Raw genomic sequence first — 17910 nt, 5'->3', positions numbered from 1 at the left:
ATAAGCTTTTGATTTAATTATTGTTAAGACAATTTGTGATTAGTGAAATAAACGATCGTTAAGTTTTAATTTTCCTTCTTCTGCCAATTGCAGAATGGCAACGCCCACAAAAGCTTTGGTAATAGAATTGATTGTAAAAACCGATTTGCTGCTTACCGGAATAGAATCCTGGATATTAGCCAGACCATAGAACCCCGTTTTAACTATCTTACCATTTCTGACAATCGCCAGTTCCAGACCTGGGATTCTCCGTTTTTGCATCTGACCTTGAATAAAGACATCAATGCTGTCGGTCTAGGAAAATGCTGAGATCGAGCAGAAAAATAATAATAAGGATGATAAGACTGATTTTAAAAATTGATAAATGCGCCGTCCAACATTCAGTATCATTACTTTTTCAATCCTTATAGGCATCTTCAATCGTATTTTACTTACACTAGGTATCCTAGTAACTATAACAACCGAAGATCAATCCTACGATAGCAAAAGTATATTTCTAGACCCGAAAATCCTCAACAGATAAAAAATAATAAAAATACATACAGACAAGTTTGTCTATTTTGTTTTTTAGTTATACAGTTGACCTATAAAAATCCAAGTATGATACCACCGAGAGAAAGAATTCTGAATACGACCTTTTGAATTTTTGCCAATCAGGGCTATAATTCTACCGGGATTAACCAGATCATTGCAGAGGCGAAGGTGGCTAAGGCAAGTTTCTATCAGCATTATCAATCCAAGGAAGATCTCTGTGTTGAGTTTCTGAAAGTTCGTCACAATTATTGGTTTAATGAGCTCACCAGTTTTATACAGGGAAACAAGTATAAAGCGTAATATCAATAACTGATCATGTAAGGTTTTCCAACTGATCGTAATCTCCAACTCGTGAAGATTCCAATATTTTTTTCATGATTCATATTCCTATTTGATTGAACCATATTCTGAAAAAATATTTTCATTGAAATGCTGTATACTTAATTTTATTTCCGCTGTGTCCTTTGAGTGTATTACAAATCGATAGATTAAATAATTATAACTTCCGTTAACAAAACTGTAGAAATGATTTCCTCCAGTTCCGCTATATTCGACAGTGCCACCTAGTAAAATTATTTCTGGTTTTGATAATTGCGGTTGATTACCTAAATGCACTACGGGTATTATTAATATTTTTTGGCTATTAAGTATCAATTAGTTATTAGCAGTTTAATCCTTTTTACCATAAGGAGAGTTAATCTCAAACGCTTTATCACAAAGCAGGTAAGTGAAATAGGATCTTGATCCCGATTTCTTATCGGTGTAAATTTCGCTATCCCATTTAATTACCATTTCCCAGCTGTCCCATTTTCTCATTTTATGAACAAAAGGATTAAATGAGCATTTAACTTCAAAATGTTTTTTATTTTTGTCCCCTTCAAAAGTAACGATTACTGAATTGTCATTCGGGCTTGTTTCTTCAACAATAGTCGCTTTAAGTTTCATTGAAAAATATTTGATTATAGTTATTTTACTGAATTCATTTTCTGTCTCGGTAATCCAATTTCATGTTCCTGAGGATACGGTTTTCTTTGGGTCATGCTGATATCTTCATGCAGAGATCTAGCAGCTTCGAGTGATTTTTCTTTATCCATGGAGTATCTGGGATCAGGGACAAAAGGCATCTTCGCCATTTTATGGATGGTGATCGTAGGGAAATGAAAATCTACTTCGACTGTTCCTAATAACAGGTAACATCCTCCACCTTGAAAAGGATATTCCTCGAGACAATTGGGAAAATGTGCCGTATCAAAATAGGCTCCTTCCGCATCAATCCATGTTCCGAAAAACATGGCTCCTCTTTTGGTGGGAACATGTTTTCTGGAGATCAAGTAAGCAAGCATTTTGATTTGTTTTTTATGGTATTTTACCAAATCTTTCGCCATGACCGATCCTCGATACTTTGTCTGCAAAAGATCGAATGGACTGAATGACACAGGAAATCCCAATATTTCAATTTCATCAAAAGCATCTTCAAAAGGATTTTTAACAATTGTTGGAAGTGTGTATTCTTTTTGCGGTTCATCAAGTAAGGTTGGTTGTTTTAATGTTGACTGGTCATTCCCAAAGAGAAATCTCGCCTGAATGAGCAGCTCATGTTTTTGTTTCCCCGTAAACCTAAATGCACCGATAAAAATTAGCGTCTGCAAAGTTTCTATTCCAATAGGTATTCTCTTGACGAAATTTTCCAGAGAGGTATAATTTCCGTTTTTACGTCTCTCTTCAGGGATCATCATGGCGATTTTTCCTTCTACCTTTTCGATATGCATTAATCCTAAGTAGACATCTTGACCATAGACTGTTGTTTGATATTCGCTGAGGTTGACACAGGGATTGTTAATGGTTGCGCCCGACATTTTCGCTTCATGTACATACACTTCAGTCCTATAAAATCCACCACCATTATTGATGGCACAAACCATGGATTCGATAGGATAGTAGACCTTAAGATATAAACTCTGGTAGCTTTCGACAGCATAAGAGGCTGAATGCGCTTTACAAAAAGAATATCCTGCAAAGGACTCAATTTGCCGGTACACTTCTTTTGAGAGTTGTTCAGGATGCCCCAAATCTTTACATGATTCAAAGAAATGGTCTTTGACCTTTTGCAAAGCAGATAACGATCTTCCTTTACCACTCATCGCCCGTCGTAAGACATCACCATCGGCTGCAGACAGTCCTCCAAAATGCAGTGCAATTTTAATGACATCTTCCTGATAGACCATGATGCCATAAGTCTCACCTAATTCCTTTTTGAAAACATCATGAAAGTATTCAAATTTTTTTGGGTTGTTATGTCTGAAAATATATTCTTTCATCATTCCGCTCTGAGCTACGCCTGGACGGATAATGGATGAAGCGGCAACCAATGTTTTATAATCTTCGCATTTAAGTCTTCTCAAAAGCCCGCGCATTGCGGGACTTTCTATATAGAAACAACCTATCGTTTTCCCTATGCTTAGGAATTCATTGCAATTTGCCTCATTTTTTGATAGGGTAGTATCTTTGATATCAACGGTAATACCTCTTTTCTCTTTGATCAAGTCCACAGTATCTTTGATTGTTCCCAGCCCTCTTTGGGATAAGATATCAAACTTTTCAAAACCAATGTCTTCGGCCGTATGCATATCAAATTGTACGATCGGAAATCCTTTTGGAGGCATTTCTAATGCTGTATAATTGGTAATTGGCTCCTCAGAAATAAGGATTCCGCATGAATGCATACTTCTTTGATTTGGAAACTTTTCAAGAAGCTTACCGTATTTATGAACCTGCTTAAATACCGAATTATCATCATGCTCACTCATCGGTCTTGTTGCTAGTACGTCCAATTCCTCTTTTGGTAAACCAAATGCTTTTCCGACTTCCCTGAAAATGGATCGGTATTTAAACTCAACATTGGTTCCGCAAAAGGCTACATGGTCTTTGCCGTATTTGTTGAAGATGTATTCAAGAATGATGTCCCGGGTATTCCAGCTCCAGTCGATGTCGAAGTCGGGAGGAGTTTTACGGTTAAGGTTCAAAAATCTTTCAAAATACAGATCCAGTTCCAACGGACAAATATCGGTTATTCCAAGACAATAGCTTACAATGGAATTTGCACCGCTTCCTCGCCCTACATGCATGAATCCCATTTTGTTGCTGTACTGAATAATATCCCAGGTAATGAGAAAGTAACCACTGAATTTTAAATGATCGATAACGGCTAGTTCTTTTTCGACTCTGGCTTTAGCTTCGGGATGAACATCTCCATATCTTACTACCATCCCTTCGTTTGCTAACCGAGTCAGCAGTTTAAAATCATTTTCTCTGCTGTCTGTAAAGTACTGCTTATTTTTTGGGGTTGAAAAATTGTAATCGAAACTGCATTGATTAATAACAGCAGCGGTATTATTGATAATTTGAGGATAATTTCGATATTGATCTAACAATTCTTTTTTACCGACAAAGGTTTCTGTTTCCTTGCAGTAATCTTCAGCGTCTAATTTACTGATAAGGGTATTGTTGTCAATTGCTCTCAATATTTTGTGAAGATTGTACTCCTGTCTGGTTGTAATGGTCACAGGTTGTAATATGACCATTTTACTGATCCATTTTTTAAGTTGGGGTTTTATAAGCTGATTAAGTTCTTCGGGCCTGATACCTATATATTCAAAATCTTGCAAAACTTCGGGAATGTTGTGCAATGGGTATATGATAATGGTATTTTGAAGCATTGGATTGTGCTTTGGAATTTCTACTCCATCACAATTGTAATGGGTGAGGAGCCTGTTGATCTCTCCAACACTCTTTTGATTTTTAGCCAGACATATATAATACAACCTGCTCTCTACTCTGATTTCCACTCCCACAATAGGCTTAATACCTTTTTCTGTGCACAGTTTAAAAAAATCATAAATACCTGTCACTGTATTGATATCAGTCAATGCTACAGTTTGCAGTTGACAATCTGCAGCCTGACGAACCAAATCCTGAATAGAAATGGTTCCATAACGGAGACTGTGATAGGAATGACAATTGAGAAACATAAATTCTTATTTATTTTAATAATCCAGATGCTCTGCCTACACTGGTGCTTCCAAACCTGTTTTTAATTTTATCCATGGTCTGATATAGAGAAATCAGTTCTTCAGTATCTTCGAAAAGATTCATTTGATGACAGCCATGAACCAGCCCTGTGAACTTTACGCCGATAAGACGTATACGCATTCTTCGGGTATATACTTTCTTAAATAGTTCCAGCACATATCTCAGGAGTGTATGATCAGCTGAAGTATAGGGAATGCGGCATTGTTTAGTCTCTGTATCAAAATTGGAATACCTTATTTTAACTGATACTGTTGAAGTCAGCCACTTTTCCTGACGCAGTTGAAATGCCAGTTGTTCCACCATACCGGATAGAATACTTCTTAGATTCTGAACATCAATGGTATCTTGTGAAAAAGTATTCTCTGTAGAAATAGATTTTCTTTCCGAGTAAGGAACAATGGGAGTATCATCAATTCCGTTGGCTTTTTTCCAGAGTTCAGTTCCGTTTTTACCGATTAGCTGATGCAAAACTTCAACGGGAGTTTCAGATAAAGTCTCAATGGTTCGGACACCTAATCTCGAAAGCAGTTGAAAAGTGACATTACCAACCATGGGAATTTTTTTGATGGAAAGAGGGTTGAGGAATGGTTTGATATTTTGTTCCCTGATCTCAAATCTACCCGTAGGCTTGGATTCACCCGTTCCTATTTTTGCCACTGTTTTATTGGTGGACAAGGCAAAACTGATGGGCAATCCTGTATTTTTTGTTACAGCATTGACGATTTCATTTGTCCATTGGTAGCAACCAAAGAACTTATCCATTCCTGAGAGGTCAAGATAGAATTCATCGATGCTTGCTTTTTCCAATACCGGAACTTTTTCCTGTATTACTTCAGTGACAAGATGAGACATCTTGGAATACATTTCCATATCACCTTTAATTACCCTTGCTTCGGGACATAACTTTAATGCCATCTTAATGGGCATTGCACTTCGTACACCGAAAAATCGTGTTTCGTAAGAGCATGACGCGACCACACCACGGTCTCCGCCTCCAATGATAATCGGCTTTTTCTCCAGTTCGGAGTTTTGCAGCCGTTCACAGGAAACAAAAAACGTATCCAAATCCATATGCACTATTGCTCTTTCCATGCTGTAAAATTATTACAATTTATAGCAAAAAGTTGTATATTTGTTGCTATAAATTATAGCAATGTCAATTTTATCAGAAAACATGCGGTATTTGAGAGGCAAGCAAAATCTTTCGCAACAAAGTGTTGCCGATGATCTTTTGATTACCAGAGGAAGGTACGGTAAGTATGAAGATGCTGCCGCAGAACCTCCCCTTGAGATTTTGATTAAAATCTCAAAATATTATAATGTCAGCATCGATTTACTGCTGACTGTCAATGTAAGTAAATATTCTATCGATGAAATTATGGAACTTCCGGATAATAGGATTGTTCTTCCCATCAGGGTCGATCAGGACGGAAACGATCAGATTGAAATTATTCCCCAAAAGGCTTCGATGGGATACCTAAACGGCTATGGAGATCCGGAGTACATAGAAGCACTTGAGACCATATCGTTACCTTTTTTAAAAGGCGGAAAGTTCAGGGCTTTTCCTGCAGATGGAGATTCCATGCCACCTTACAAAAACGGAACCTACATTGTTGGAAAATATGTCGAGAATCTTTCTGATCTGAAAACGGACAGGACATATGTTTTTATTACCACTAATGATGGAATCAGTTATAAAAGATTTCAGTTTCATGAAGCAGATGGCATTTGGGTTAAGGCTGATAATAAATTTTATGAGCCTTATAAAATAGCATTACCTGATATAAAAGAAATTTGGGAATTTGCCTGCAGTATTAATACAAAAGAGTATGGAGCTGATGAATTTGCAGAACGTAATATGCAAAATTTCATTTCAGAGATTAAGACCGATATAAGGCAGATCAAGGAAAAAATGGGAGATAGGAATTAATTCATTTTTTGTTAAGGGTAAAAGTGAAGGTATAATCGCAGCGCCATTCAACAAAAACTTCCCCGAAGGGAAGTAAAAACACAAATGATGAAAAAAAATCCTATGTTGTAAATAGGATATAGTAAAAATAATAAAAAAAGTCAATATCGCAATGGGACAACTTAGTTTATTCAGTGCCGAGGAATTCTATACATTTCCAAAAGAATTGTTGGAATTCAGAGAACATTTCTTGACTTCTGAAGAAGCAGATTTACTTTTTACAAAACTTCTTGAAAATACGCCATGGAAACAAAAAGTTCAGACAATGTATGATAAAAAGGTGGTCACTCCACGTCTTACTGCGTGGTATGGTGATAGTGAGAAATCCTACAAATTAGGAGGTAGTGAATTTGAAGTGAATGCGTGGACACCTGAGCTGCTTTCCTTGAAATGTAGAATTGAAGAATCTTTCGGCTGTGAATTTAATTCAGTTCTTCTGAATCTGTATAGGGATCATAACGATTCCGTTGCCTGGCATAGAGATAAAGAAAGCAGGTATGTAGATCGGCCTGTTATTGCATCATTAAGTCTCGGACAGATTAGAAAATTTGATTTCAGAAAGTTGAACTACCATCAGAGCAGACACAGTATACCGCTGCCCAATGGTTCATTGTTGATGATGAAAGGTGACCTTCAGGAACATTGGGAACACCGTATTGCTAAATCATCTAAATTAATGAAAGAACGCATCAATCTGACATTTCGTAAGGTTAATGAGATTGCTTAATGATGTTTTTAATAACGGGAGGTTGTAAAAGTATATCGGAGTTGATTATTTGATGATCCTGATAAATGTCTTTTAATATTATAATTTATCTTGAAACAATTTCAGTCAACAACAAAAGCCTTTAGCTCCGCTAGTTTGCCATTTTCAAATCTCCATACATCGCAATACTCATATTCTACCCATACAGAATTTATATTCACAATGCTTATTTTACCTACTGCTGTTAGATAGTTTCCTTCTTGTATCATTAAATCAACCTTAACTCTAGGCGGTTCAATATAGGCTTCTTTCATATAATCCCTTACTTCATCAATTCCTGTTAGTGATGCTTCGCCTATGAATGTCCAGTGCGTATCAATTGTACAATAGGTTAAAAATTGATCGTAATTACCCGTGGAAATACACGCATTCGCTTCATTTAATATTTCTTTTAAATTCATTGTACCTGTTTTTAATGTAATTTATTAAAGGTAATCTAAAAATATGCCTTTCAATTAATAATCATAATTGAATAAAAATCCGGTATTAATCAGAGATGAAAAATCAGAATTTTTCAGCCTTCTGCAAATTTACTTTATGTAGTCTATTATGATGTTTTCTACAGCTTAGGTTGATATTATAATACAAAACCCGACATCAGCCGGGTTTATTGTTAAAATTGAGTAATTATAATGAAAAAATTACTTTCTATTATTCAAAACGTATACCACCAGTGCCATTTCCGATTATCAATTTTAAATCTAATCTAAAAAAATGTGTTCATTATCTCTTTTAGGAAAATGTTTATCGTTACTAGATATACTGCAAGAATTTTCTGTTGATCTCCAATTTTATATACTCTTCGTCTTCTTCACTTAAAAATCCCAAAGGTGCATAGTTTGTGTATTTCTTTTTAAATTCTTCAGTAATTTTGTAATACACTTCATCTTTTTGTACGTAAGGAGAATTATAGCGATTAATTTCCTCATATTCTCTTTCAATATCATTAAAAAATATTTTAAAATATACTCTGTCGCTAATTTCCCTTTTCCACATTAGCAGCCAGTTGATATGGCTCGCTATCGTATTGGTATTTTCCGGATACCGCAGTTCCTGCTTCAAAAAGAAACGGGAATTATCATTGGTGAACCTGCAAAGGAGATCATAATCTTTACCCATTCTTTCATTAAAATCAGAAAGATTGGGTTGAGCAATTTTTAAATTTTCCTGATTCTTATCGATTGTTTCTTGAGAAACGTTTTTATCAAATGAAATTGTATTCATTTCAAATACCTTTTTTTTACGGATTATTCTTATTCTACCATTAACTATTACAAAATAGTAATTTTTTGAATAATTACAACTCAAAGCGATCAATACTTCATAATAAAATAGGAAGTGAACAGAAATAAATCATTTTTCAAATCGAAAGATATTTTTTATGTTTACTGACTATTTTAGAAATATTATACTATTATAATTGCAATTAATAGAATTTTTTAAATTTTCAATCGGTTTATATATTTTTAAGTAGTTTGAGTCTTTTAAAATTAAATTATAATTAAAAAGCTACCATAGATGAACTGATTTCATCTGTTTTACTTATTTTTGCATCTTCAATAGAAAACTGAATGAAAATTTCTACGGCAATACATCGGCGTCTTACAGGAGGTTGCTCGATTTCTTTGTGCGGAGTAGTTCCATGTGACCAGTTTCCTTAAATTTAAAAAAAATGTTCTCGACTTCACAACTTTTGCGAAAATTTTGTTGCAATCTACTGTGTAATAGAACACTGGTTTAATTGACTATTACTCGAACAATCTAAATGGACCTTATAATTATTCTTTTTTTGATAGGTGAAAATTAAGGTCGAAATATTATACAATCTTCATTTATGAAATATAAATATCAACTGATTACGAATTTTAAATTTTGTCTAACACTTCTCTTTACTGTGATGTGCAATACATTTTTGTTTGCAGATGGTTCCAAGGACCTTTATCCAAATGGTAAGCTGGGGTATCGTGCTTATCTGCGTTCAAGTATAGTAAAGGATTCTGAACGATGGCCTTTTCCTACGACAGGTACGCACTATGTTTATGCAAAGGAAGGGGAGCGTATTACTTTGGCTTCCAGTGCTCAGTTAGGGACAGGCCCATCAGCCATCCAGCTTTACAGCCCTTCTGGAGCTCTCGTTGTTGACGATGCTTCTGCTAACGGTCAGATTCCTAATAGAGAACAGGAAAAAAATGGTCCAAAACGATTTAATGAAAATTCATCAACTAAATACACCCCCATTTATTATTTGGTTCCGCAAGGAGGCACGGGTATTTATCGCGTGGAATTTTTAGCACGCGGTACAGCAATTCCAAGTACTACAATTTTAGCAGATGCCGCTTGGACACAAGATTCCACTGCTGGTATCTTTGCATGGGACATATCGGTGCTTAATACAACCAATACAGCTTTTATAAGTGGACGTGTTTATGCCAATCTTCTTAATCTATCTAACGGAAACGGCAACCCAAATACCAATGGTTTTCGTGGTATCGTTTATGGATTAACTGATGATGGATTTACTTATCGAATTAATAACAATGGTAATAACGGACTGTATTTTTCTTTTTTTATCAATAATAATGGTTTTACGAATTCTAACGGAGTTTCGGTTTACAAAAGTTTGAATAAAACCGATTTGACGGCAAGCGACGTTCATAATCCGTTATCTGCGGATATATCAAATTCAACGAACCAGCAAATAACGCACAAAATATTTTATACCCTTCCTGATCCGAATCTACCGGAGACAAGCATTGGCGCAGTACCAGGAAATAGCACATGGCTAAAAAAAGTACCTATAGTTCCTGTGGTCACGCAATTAAACACAACAGGAGTTGAAGGTACTCAGGGACAGATTAGCTCGAAGGGTGGGTATATTAAGTTTAATTCCAATAGACCTGCAAAATATACGATTGTCATAAAAAGCAGCACCACGCCCGCAGCTTTTACGGAAAGGATTTTACTGGGTTTTGCTAATGCTAACGCCAATAGTATTTTGTGGGATGGAAAAGATGGAGCAGGTCAGTCATTACCAGCCGGTACGCATCAAGCGCAAATCTCGGTACAGCTTCAGGGAGCAGAAGTTCATTTTCCGTATATTGATATGGAGTACAACCAAAACGGAACGATCATCGAATTGCTTAATAAAGATAATCTTTCTCAGGTAGAATCGAATATAGTTTATTGGAATGATACAGATATTCAAACCGTTACAAATGGAAGTATGTCTTCTCCAATCAACAATTCCCACCTTCCACCAATAAATAGTTCAGGAGCTAATAGTACTGTAAATGGTCATATATGGGGAGTAAATGGTACAGGAACTGGAGGCCAGTTTGGAGATCTTAGATCTATAGATACATGGGCTTTTGTAAAAGGACCTATGTCAACGCAGCCTTTACCGATTGTAACGCAGATTTCAGATATGAAAATTTCTCAGGTAGTAGCAGATAAGACTGCTGTTGTTCCGGGAGATGTTGTAACATTTTATGTAAAGGCAAAAAATGACGGACCCAGTGCAGTTACAGGTGCAAAATTTACTTTTATCCATCCCGTTGGTTTTAATTCACAGTCAGTTATGTTTGAGGGGAAAGGTTGCGGAAGCGAGTCAGTTGCAGTGACCTATAATGCAGCTACAAGAACTTATTCCTCATCACTTAATTTACCTAATGGTTGCGAAATCGGGTATACGATTAAATTGGTAGCTTCCAATACGGTAGCGACTGGAAACCAGAATTTCAGAGCCGGTATTTTAAGACCTAATGATGTTACAGATCCTGACGCTACGAATCCTGACCCGGCAGTTCCACCTACTGATGCACAGGATGAGTGCACCAACAATGGTATTGGAGGAAATTGTAACAACATTAGAAGCCTAAATCTGTCTTATACTGCCGCTGCAGTTTGTACGGAGCAGGTAGGAGGTGAAACATTTACCGCTACAGATGGCTCTCCCAAGACTTTTGTCCAGCCCGCTACAAATAATGGGTTTGTTTTTGATATTTATTCTCTTGATAATTCATTCAATATGCGTATTAATGGAGTGAATATTGCATCATCAGAGATTGAGTTTCAATCGAATGGCACTCCTGCTCCAGGTATTAATATACGTTTTGCTGATGGTGACCAATATGAAATTAATACCCCCTTAATATATAATTATTCGGGAACAGCTTCTGCACCGCTTATTAAAGTAGTTATTAGTCCGACCGGCGCAATATCAATGTATGGGAGTAAGACAGCAGGCGGAGCCCTTTTCCCGCTGGAGCTTTTCAATGGTAACTCATTCAACACAATACCTTGGAATGCATCTTCAAGTAACACCATTGTCATTACACAAAATGTTGTTCAAACGACAAATATCACCGGTAGAGGGTATGGACAAAATATTGTTCCTTGCGCATGTTATAATCTACCCAATACAAGTACTGTCGGGATTTCAGCACAACATGGTATAACTCTTCTTAATAGAGCGGGTGCTTCCAATGGCAATTGGCCAATGGTAAGAACCGGTGCTCACACGGTTTTAGAATCAAACACAAAAGGTCTAGTAATTACACGAGTTCCAACGGCAGGTCTTTCAGCTATTACACAACCGGTAGATGGGATGATGGTGTATGATACTACTGCTAAATGTCTGAAGATTTATACAGTAGATACTGCTGTTCCTGCTAATACAGGATGGTCTTGTTTTTCTACACCGTCGTGCCCATAGAATTATTAAAGAAAATAAAAAAAGAAATGAAAAAGATATATATAACTGTTTTTTCTGTAGCATTTTCAATGATTAATGCTCAAATCGTTATCGGTGATGCTATCGGAACAGCACCGGCTAATCAAAAAAACTCCGTACTTTTAGAGTTTGCTGCGGGACAGAATAAGGGTATGATATTACCTTACCTAAGAACTTTACCATCTAATCCTGCGGAAGGGACTGTCGCTTTGGATGCAACTTCAGCAACAGGGGCTAGGGTGAAGTATTTTAATGGCTCATGGATGGATCTCAGTGGACAGGATGGAAATGTTACCTCTGCTTTAGCATCACAACCAACAGCAGTTCAAGCACCGGAATTGGCAGGAGCAAAAACAATAATTGGAAGTGCATCTACTTCTGCTGATGGAGTACTGGTTCTTGAATCATCTAATAAAGCTTTGGTTTTGCCTACGGTTGAAGATGTACAAAACATTATCAGTCCTTCACCGGGTATGATGGTCTATGTAAATAAAGCAGGTTCTAAAAGGTTAGCTGTATTTAACGGTACAGTTTGGAGCTTTTGGAAAGCTACTCCTAATTAGGCTTAAAAACAGAGATTTTTAAATTAGTATTTTATGCTATCAATAAATACCGTCATATGGCGGTATTTTTTTTATAACTCAATTGTATTTTATAAATGTTTTTTATTTTTATTTAGGCTGTAAAGTTCAACAATTAGTGGGATTCAACATTTGTAGCACTTAGTTTTACAGTGCAGTTTATAACGGTCTTATTATTATATAGAATGAAAAATATATTTAGGTACGCTCATCAAATGGATTTCATTTTGCTGGTCAGCAGGGAACTTAATAAATATACATTTTGAAGCGTTGCTTAATAAAAGCATACTTATATTTTCAGATAACATGATACAATCATCTTTTATAATAAATTCATATTTCTCCCGCCAAATTACAGACGTGTAAAAGGGTTTGTGATCAGTATCAATATTTGTATTGAGTTGAACATATCGTTTAGTGATTTTTAATAAGTACTCAGAATTATAAAAAATTCCGACTAAATCTGAACTTTCCATCTTTGTGATTATTGGTTGTTTAAAGTTATAAAAATTAACTGGTTTTTTCGGGAAATAATAAATAATCTGCCTTTATTTCTCGTGTAAGTTTATTTAAAATGGGGAAATTTTATGTTAAATTCCATCATTTTAGATGAGGCGAAGTTTTAATTATGTAATTTAGAGTTTGATTGTAGGAGAATGTAAATTACTATGAATGAAATAGCATCGCAACTCGAAAGTAATGGGTTTAGCATTAGTTCGTTAGTACAGATTATTCAAAGAAATAACTATTCTAAGCGGTTTAATACATTACAATATTTTTGTATATTTTTAACTGCTGATGATCTGTCTTTCAAAGTTGAGGATGAAATTTTCAATGTAAGAGGTGGAAGTGCTATTTTTGTAGGTCCTCAAAAAGTTGTTGAGCTCATTAGCAAACCTGATGGAAAAGAATTCTATGTGATTGCTTTTACAGCAGCTTTTTTTGAAAGTTCTCAAAAGGACAGTTTGCTACTCAATTCTGCAATATTTTTCAATAATCATTCACCTATTTTTACCGCTCCTTATTTTGGAAATAACGACTATAATCGAATAATTTTATGTATATCCGTAATTAGTAATAATTTCGTATATTTAGCTGTAATTTAAATAATTAGATGGATATATTTAGCTTTACAGCTCATTTTGGGACAGAGGAAGACTGCAGAATTCATTTTAAGGAGCAGAGAGATAAGATTGGCGTGTCTTGCAAATGTGGTCATCAAGAACATTTCTGGATTAAAAGTATTTGGAGCTACGAATGCAAAAAGTGCCGTAAAAGGATTTCTCTGAAAAGCGGCACCATTATGCAGAACTCTAACCTTTCATTTTTAATTTGGTATAAAACCATGTTCTTAATGAGCGTTACAAAAAAAGGATTTTCGTCTAAAGAAATTCAGAAACAATTGGGATTGAAACGCTATGAGCCTGTTTGGGCGATGGTTCATAAACTAAGAAAAGCAATGGGAACACGTGATGAAAAATATACTTTGGAAGGAATGATTGAGTTTGATGAAGGCTATTTTACAGTAGAATCCAGTGAGATTGAGCAAGAAAAAGGAATTCGTGGCAGAGGTGCAGTGGGTAAACAAAATGTTGCCGTGATGGCCGAGTCTACGCCTTTGGAAAACATGGAGACTGGTGAAAAATCAAAATCCTACAGATACTTTAAAGCTAAAGTTTTAGAAACGCATCTTTCCTTGGAAATCAATGAAACCATTAAGGAATCGATTGACAACCAGAGTATTGTTTTCACTGATAAAAGTACTTCATACGTTGATATCTCTGATTTTGTTGAGCTTCATATCACAGAGAAATCGGACAAAGAAACTACCAGTGAAACTTTAAGATGGGTTCATATTACCATCAGTAATGCAAAACGAAATTTATTGGGAAATTATCATAAAATCAAAAGAAAGTATCTTCAATTGTATTTAAATGAGTTCATTTACAAACTAAATCGTAGATATTTCGGCGACCAACTCTTCGAAAGGCTCATTATTGCTAACATTACAGCGGTATGAGTGATAACGGATATGCATAAATAATTTTAATTGATCGGTTGCAAAAATTCTCAAATGTCGATCAGTCATTATTTATTGCTGCAGCACATAATTCCATTGAATCGCTTTTATTGGATGCACATTTCCATACGAATAAGAACAAGTCGGATACGCCTGTTAAGACTATCAATTTTTCTTTCAATAAATTTAAAGTACTTCTTCAAAAAGATTTTAAAAAATCTAAAAAGGTGTCATACTATGCTGATTTAATGTTCATGTCACCAAGACGGCTTACAGAAATATGCGAGCAGGTTTGTAATAAGTCAGCAAAACAAATAATTATTGATAAAATTAAATTTGAATGTGAAAAAGAAATTAAGTTTACAGAGTTAAGCTTTTCGGAAATAGGCTACAAACTGGGTTTCAATGATGAAGGTAATTTTACCAATTTTGTCAAAAAACATTTGGGTAAAAAACCATCTGAAATTAGAAATACAAAAGTTGATTGTTTTTTTAAGGTTTGAAAATGTAGGCAGACATCATTAACTCGAATAGTTGTTGTTGTTGTTGTTGTTGTTGTTGTTTACTTAGCGGTAATAAGATTTTTATTTTTAACGGGCGTGAACTTGAAAAAAATATAACTTTTTAATAATGACAAGCGCTACGAATAGAAAAATCCCCAGTTTATCCTAAAACTATGGGGATTTGATCAAATTAATATTGTGTTGAAATGGTGTATATGAAAATGTGTTCGGTAACAGGGTTACAAGTTTTATGCCCATTATTATTTACCCGAATAAAACTTTCATTAAATTTTATTAAGATTAGCACAATATAATTTATTTTGAACTTACTTTACACCTGACCAACACAAGTTTTACAGCGCCTCTTTCTTTTTGTGTTGGAAAAGATTATTGCTAATTCATTTAATCATTTTTGAACAGCTTTCATTATGATTCAGATCGTGGAATACTGAAGAAGTTCACATGTACATTTTACCTCAATAATTAGGTACTTTATATACAATTAACAAAAAAAGAATTTTAATGGTTATTGAAGAAGAAATTTTAATATCACATGGCGCTAAGATTACAATGAAAAATTTTTAATACAGACTGAGGATATGATGCACTATAATAATTTAATAATGCATGCATTGTCTTTTGCGGATAAAAAAAAAAGAATCTCATATTGTGCGGTTACCTGCGGGAGACAAACTCTGTAGAGTCAGATGTAGAATTTATCATAATTCTTACCACGCAGCAAATAGCATCGATAACAGGTCTTCGTGTTGAAACTGTGATCAGAACAATAAAAAAACTACAAGCTGCTAATGTATTAGCTATCTTTAAGGGTAAAATAGTTTTGTCAAATACTCAGTAAATATATACAGTCTTTTAAAATGGTTAGCATGATTAATCATTAGTATTTATATACACCATTTCTGAAGATAAAAGTTTGGATGATAATAGTAGTGATTAAAATCTGATTAAAGTTTCGATTTTTGATCGTGAGCATGTGTGAATTGGGATTTTTTTGATTACTTTTATGTTTGTTTGCACTACTATCTCATGATTATCTCTGAAGAACTTTTATTTCAATGCGGAGCTTTCACAAAATCTTATGCCGAAAATGAAATAATTTTCTGTGAAGGAAATTCAGCTAAATATTATTATCAAATTCAGAAAGGTACCATTAAGCTGTGTAATATTTTTGACAATGGTAAGGAATTCATTCACGGTTTTCCATTTGACGGGCATTGTTTTGGAGAGTCTTATTTACTAACTGAAAAAAGTTATGCCGTTTCTGCAATTGCTGTAAAAAGCTGTACTGTTATTCTTCTGCCTAAAACTTCTTATTTAGATTTAGTAATGAGTAAGCCGGAACTCTTAATAGATGTCAGTCGTTATACTGCTGAAAGACTTCATTTTAGGTATTTGGTTTCTTCTTTTTTGGCAATCAGCGATCCTCTGATGAGAGTAAAAAAAATACTTGATCATCTAAAAGAATACTTTGGATATACTAAAGAATTAAGCTTCCAGGTACCTTTCACACGAAATCAACTAGCTAACCTTACAGGCGTTAGGGTTGAAACAATAATCAGGGTCATAAAAAAAATGGAGTCATCAGGGGTTCTCAAAATTGATCACAGTAAGATTTACTATTAAAGAGAAGTGTTAGGTCTTATTAAGGTTTCGAGTCAGTATATACAAAAATCCGACTTATGTCAGGTTAATTGTCAAGAAAGTAAATGATGAAAAAACTATAATAGGAGTTTCAAAGCCCGTGCCATGAAAACAAAATATTATCAAATCTTTAAGTGTAATTTTGAAGATGATAACGATTATGTTCTTTAAAGGATTTAGAATTTCAACCTAATTGCTCCTTCCATTTAATTTTAAGTTTTTCGACTATTCACAGTCGTCCAGAAAATTTTATACTACCTTTTAATATATATTGGATTTAAGAACTTTTCAAGTCCTAATTTTAAAGAAAAAAAGTCGGAAGATTTTCTTCCGACTATAACTGTATGCTAATTTTATTTACATTAAAGGTCTTACATAAGATAAAATCTTTAGCACTTTGTTTCATTTCAATATTACAAAACTGCAATAATATTATTCTATGAATTTATATCTTAGCAATTATTATTTACGGTTTCCAATAGGTCCACCCACTACCGTTGTAAACTGCCAATCTTTTCGCCCCGGTCTTATTGATAAAAACCATCATGCCTGGAGCAGGATCTGGTATGCTGTTGGTATCACTTACTATCGGTAAAATCATTGCCTTCGAGGATGATTCAAGAACTAAAACTCCTGCAGCAGATGATGTGTCCGATCCGATAATCACTTTAGCATTAGCATCTTCATTTACCTGTGCTGAAGTAGGCTGTAATGCCATGACTGAGGTAATGTTACCATTATTGCCATTGCTTAAATCTACCCATCCTGTAGCACCATTCGTTGTTACTCCGTTATAGTAGCGTACTCTTGCGCCTGCTGGATTAGTGGCGTCTAGAATAATAGTTCCTTCGGCTAAACCTGTGCCGGCAGGAATCGTTCTGACGTACGGAAGGATTATTCCTTTATTCTGACCGGCTGCAAATTCCAAAAGGACCGAAGTTTTTTGTCCTGCAGGTGCTGTTCCTACAGCATCGCCAATGATGACTTGTGAATTTGCCAAACCTGAAAGAATTATAGTTATGATTAAGAGTGTGTTTTTCATTTTATTGGATGT

At 35.0% G+C, this 17910-nt stretch carries 17 protein-coding genes; 10 read left to right on the top strand and 7 right to left on the bottom strand.

Annotation, left to right across the window (positions count from 1 at the left end):
* Positions 1-39: 39 nt before the first annotated feature.
* Positions 40-261 carry a serine hydrolase domain-containing protein gene (locus tag MTP08_RS10565; RefSeq protein WP_123865314.1) on the bottom strand — a complete coding sequence of 74 codons (222 nt, stop codon included), beginning with the start codon at positions 259-261 and terminating at the stop codon, positions 40-42.
* A 381-nt stretch (positions 262-642) separates the two neighbouring features.
* Here MTP08_RS10565 and MTP08_RS10560 point away from each other — a divergent pair, with 381 nt between their 5' ends.
* Entirely contained in the window at positions 643-834 is a 192-nt protein-coding gene (locus MTP08_RS10560) for a TetR/AcrR family transcriptional regulator (protein ID WP_373695763.1), read from the top strand.
* A 369-nt stretch (positions 835-1203) separates the two neighbouring features.
* Here the strand turns inward: MTP08_RS10560 and MTP08_RS10555 are convergent, their stop codons facing one another.
* Genes MTP08_RS10555 through dinB form a run of 3 tightly spaced genes read right to left on the bottom strand, consistent with a single transcriptional unit; the run spans position 1204 to position 5715 of the window.
* Positions 1204-1479: a hypothetical protein gene (locus MTP08_RS10555; RefSeq protein WP_123865315.1), complete on the bottom strand. Its 276-nt coding sequence runs from the start codon at positions 1477-1479 to the stop codon at positions 1204-1206.
* 20 nt (positions 1480-1499) lie between these two features.
* Positions 1500-4562, bottom strand: coding sequence for a DNA polymerase III subunit alpha (locus tag MTP08_RS10550; protein ID WP_243575944.1), 3063 nt, complete (start codon positions 4560-4562; stop codon positions 1500-1502).
* A gap of 10 nt (positions 4563-4572) precedes the next feature.
* Positions 4573-5715 carry a DNA polymerase IV gene (gene dinB, locus MTP08_RS10545; protein ID WP_123865317.1) on the bottom strand — a complete coding sequence of 381 codons (1143 nt, stop codon included), beginning with the start codon at positions 5713-5715 and terminating at the stop codon, positions 4573-4575.
* 61 nt (positions 5716-5776) lie between these two features.
* On the opposite strand from dinB, the gene MTP08_RS10540 reads away from it, so the two are divergent.
* Positions 5777-6553 (top strand): XRE family transcriptional regulator, encoded by a 777-nt coding sequence (locus MTP08_RS10540; protein WP_065721551.1) that lies wholly within the window; start codon positions 5777-5779, stop codon positions 6551-6553.
* Between the two features lie 151 nt (positions 6554-6704).
* Positions 6705-7319 carry an alpha-ketoglutarate-dependent dioxygenase AlkB family protein gene (locus MTP08_RS10535; protein WP_065721552.1) on the top strand — a complete coding sequence of 205 codons (615 nt, stop codon included), beginning with the start codon at positions 6705-6707 and terminating at the stop codon, positions 7317-7319.
* Between the two features lie 101 nt (positions 7320-7420).
* On the opposite strand, the gene MTP08_RS10530 is transcribed toward MTP08_RS10535, so the two are convergent.
* Together MTP08_RS10530 and MTP08_RS10525 are read right to left on the bottom strand one after the other, a co-directional pair.
* The gene (locus MTP08_RS10530; protein WP_065721553.1) at positions 7421-7759 is read right to left on the bottom strand and encodes a nuclear transport factor 2 family protein; all 339 of its coding nucleotides are present in this window, start codon (positions 7757-7759) and stop codon (positions 7421-7423) included.
* Between the two features lie 352 nt (positions 7760-8111).
* On the bottom strand, positions 8112-8582 hold the full coding sequence (locus MTP08_RS10525) for a hypothetical protein (RefSeq protein WP_065721554.1): 471 nt from the start codon (positions 8580-8582) through the stop codon (positions 8112-8114).
* A gap of 673 nt (positions 8583-9255) precedes the next feature.
* Here MTP08_RS10525 and MTP08_RS10520 point away from each other — a divergent pair.
* The 7 genes from MTP08_RS10520 (at position 9256) to MTP08_RS10490 (ending at position 16838) form a co-directional block, all read left to right on the top strand.
* The gene (locus MTP08_RS10520; RefSeq protein ID WP_172957717.1) at positions 9256-12072 is read left to right on the top strand and encodes a DUF11 domain-containing protein; all 2817 of its coding nucleotides are present in this window, start codon (positions 9256-9258) and stop codon (positions 12070-12072) included.
* Between the two features lie 26 nt (positions 12073-12098).
* Entirely contained in the window at positions 12099-12653 is a 555-nt protein-coding gene (locus MTP08_RS10515) for a hypothetical protein (protein WP_123865319.1), read from the top strand.
* 686 nt (positions 12654-13339) lie between these two features.
* Complete coding sequence (locus MTP08_RS10510) at positions 13340-13777, top strand: hypothetical protein (RefSeq protein WP_123865320.1); 438 nt, start codon at positions 13340-13342, stop codon at positions 13775-13777.
* Between the two features lie 8 nt (positions 13778-13785).
* A complete protein-coding gene (locus tag MTP08_RS10505) occupies positions 13786-14691 on the top strand; it encodes an IS1595 family transposase (protein ID WP_243575943.1) in 906 nt (301 codons plus the stop codon).
* 38 nt (positions 14692-14729) lie between these two features.
* A complete protein-coding gene (locus tag MTP08_RS10500; RefSeq protein WP_123865322.1) occupies positions 14730-15194 on the top strand; it encodes a helix-turn-helix domain-containing protein in 465 nt (154 codons plus the stop codon).
* 667 nt (positions 15195-15861) lie between these two features.
* The gene (locus MTP08_RS10495) at positions 15862-16053 is read left to right on the top strand and encodes a helix-turn-helix domain-containing protein (protein ID WP_243575942.1); all 192 of its coding nucleotides are present in this window, start codon (positions 15862-15864) and stop codon (positions 16051-16053) included.
* Positions 16054-16241: 188 nt separating this feature from the next.
* Positions 16242-16838: a Crp/Fnr family transcriptional regulator gene (locus MTP08_RS10490; RefSeq protein ID WP_083206710.1), complete on the top strand. Its 597-nt coding sequence runs from the start codon at positions 16242-16244 to the stop codon at positions 16836-16838.
* A gap of 484 nt (positions 16839-17322) precedes the next feature.
* On the opposite strand, the gene MTP08_RS10485 is transcribed toward MTP08_RS10490, so the two are convergent.
* Entirely contained in the window at positions 17323-17898 is a 576-nt protein-coding gene (locus MTP08_RS10485; protein ID WP_065721559.1) for a hypothetical protein, read from the bottom strand.
* Positions 17899-17910 lie beyond the last annotated feature (12 nt).

Origin of the sequence: Chryseobacterium oryzae, from assembly GCF_022811665.1 — a bacterium.
Lineage (GTDB): Bacteria > Bacteroidota > Bacteroidia > Flavobacteriales > Weeksellaceae > Chryseobacterium > Chryseobacterium oryzae.
Note: the sequence above shows the minus strand (reverse complement) of the source record. Positions and strands in the feature narration are given on the sequence as shown.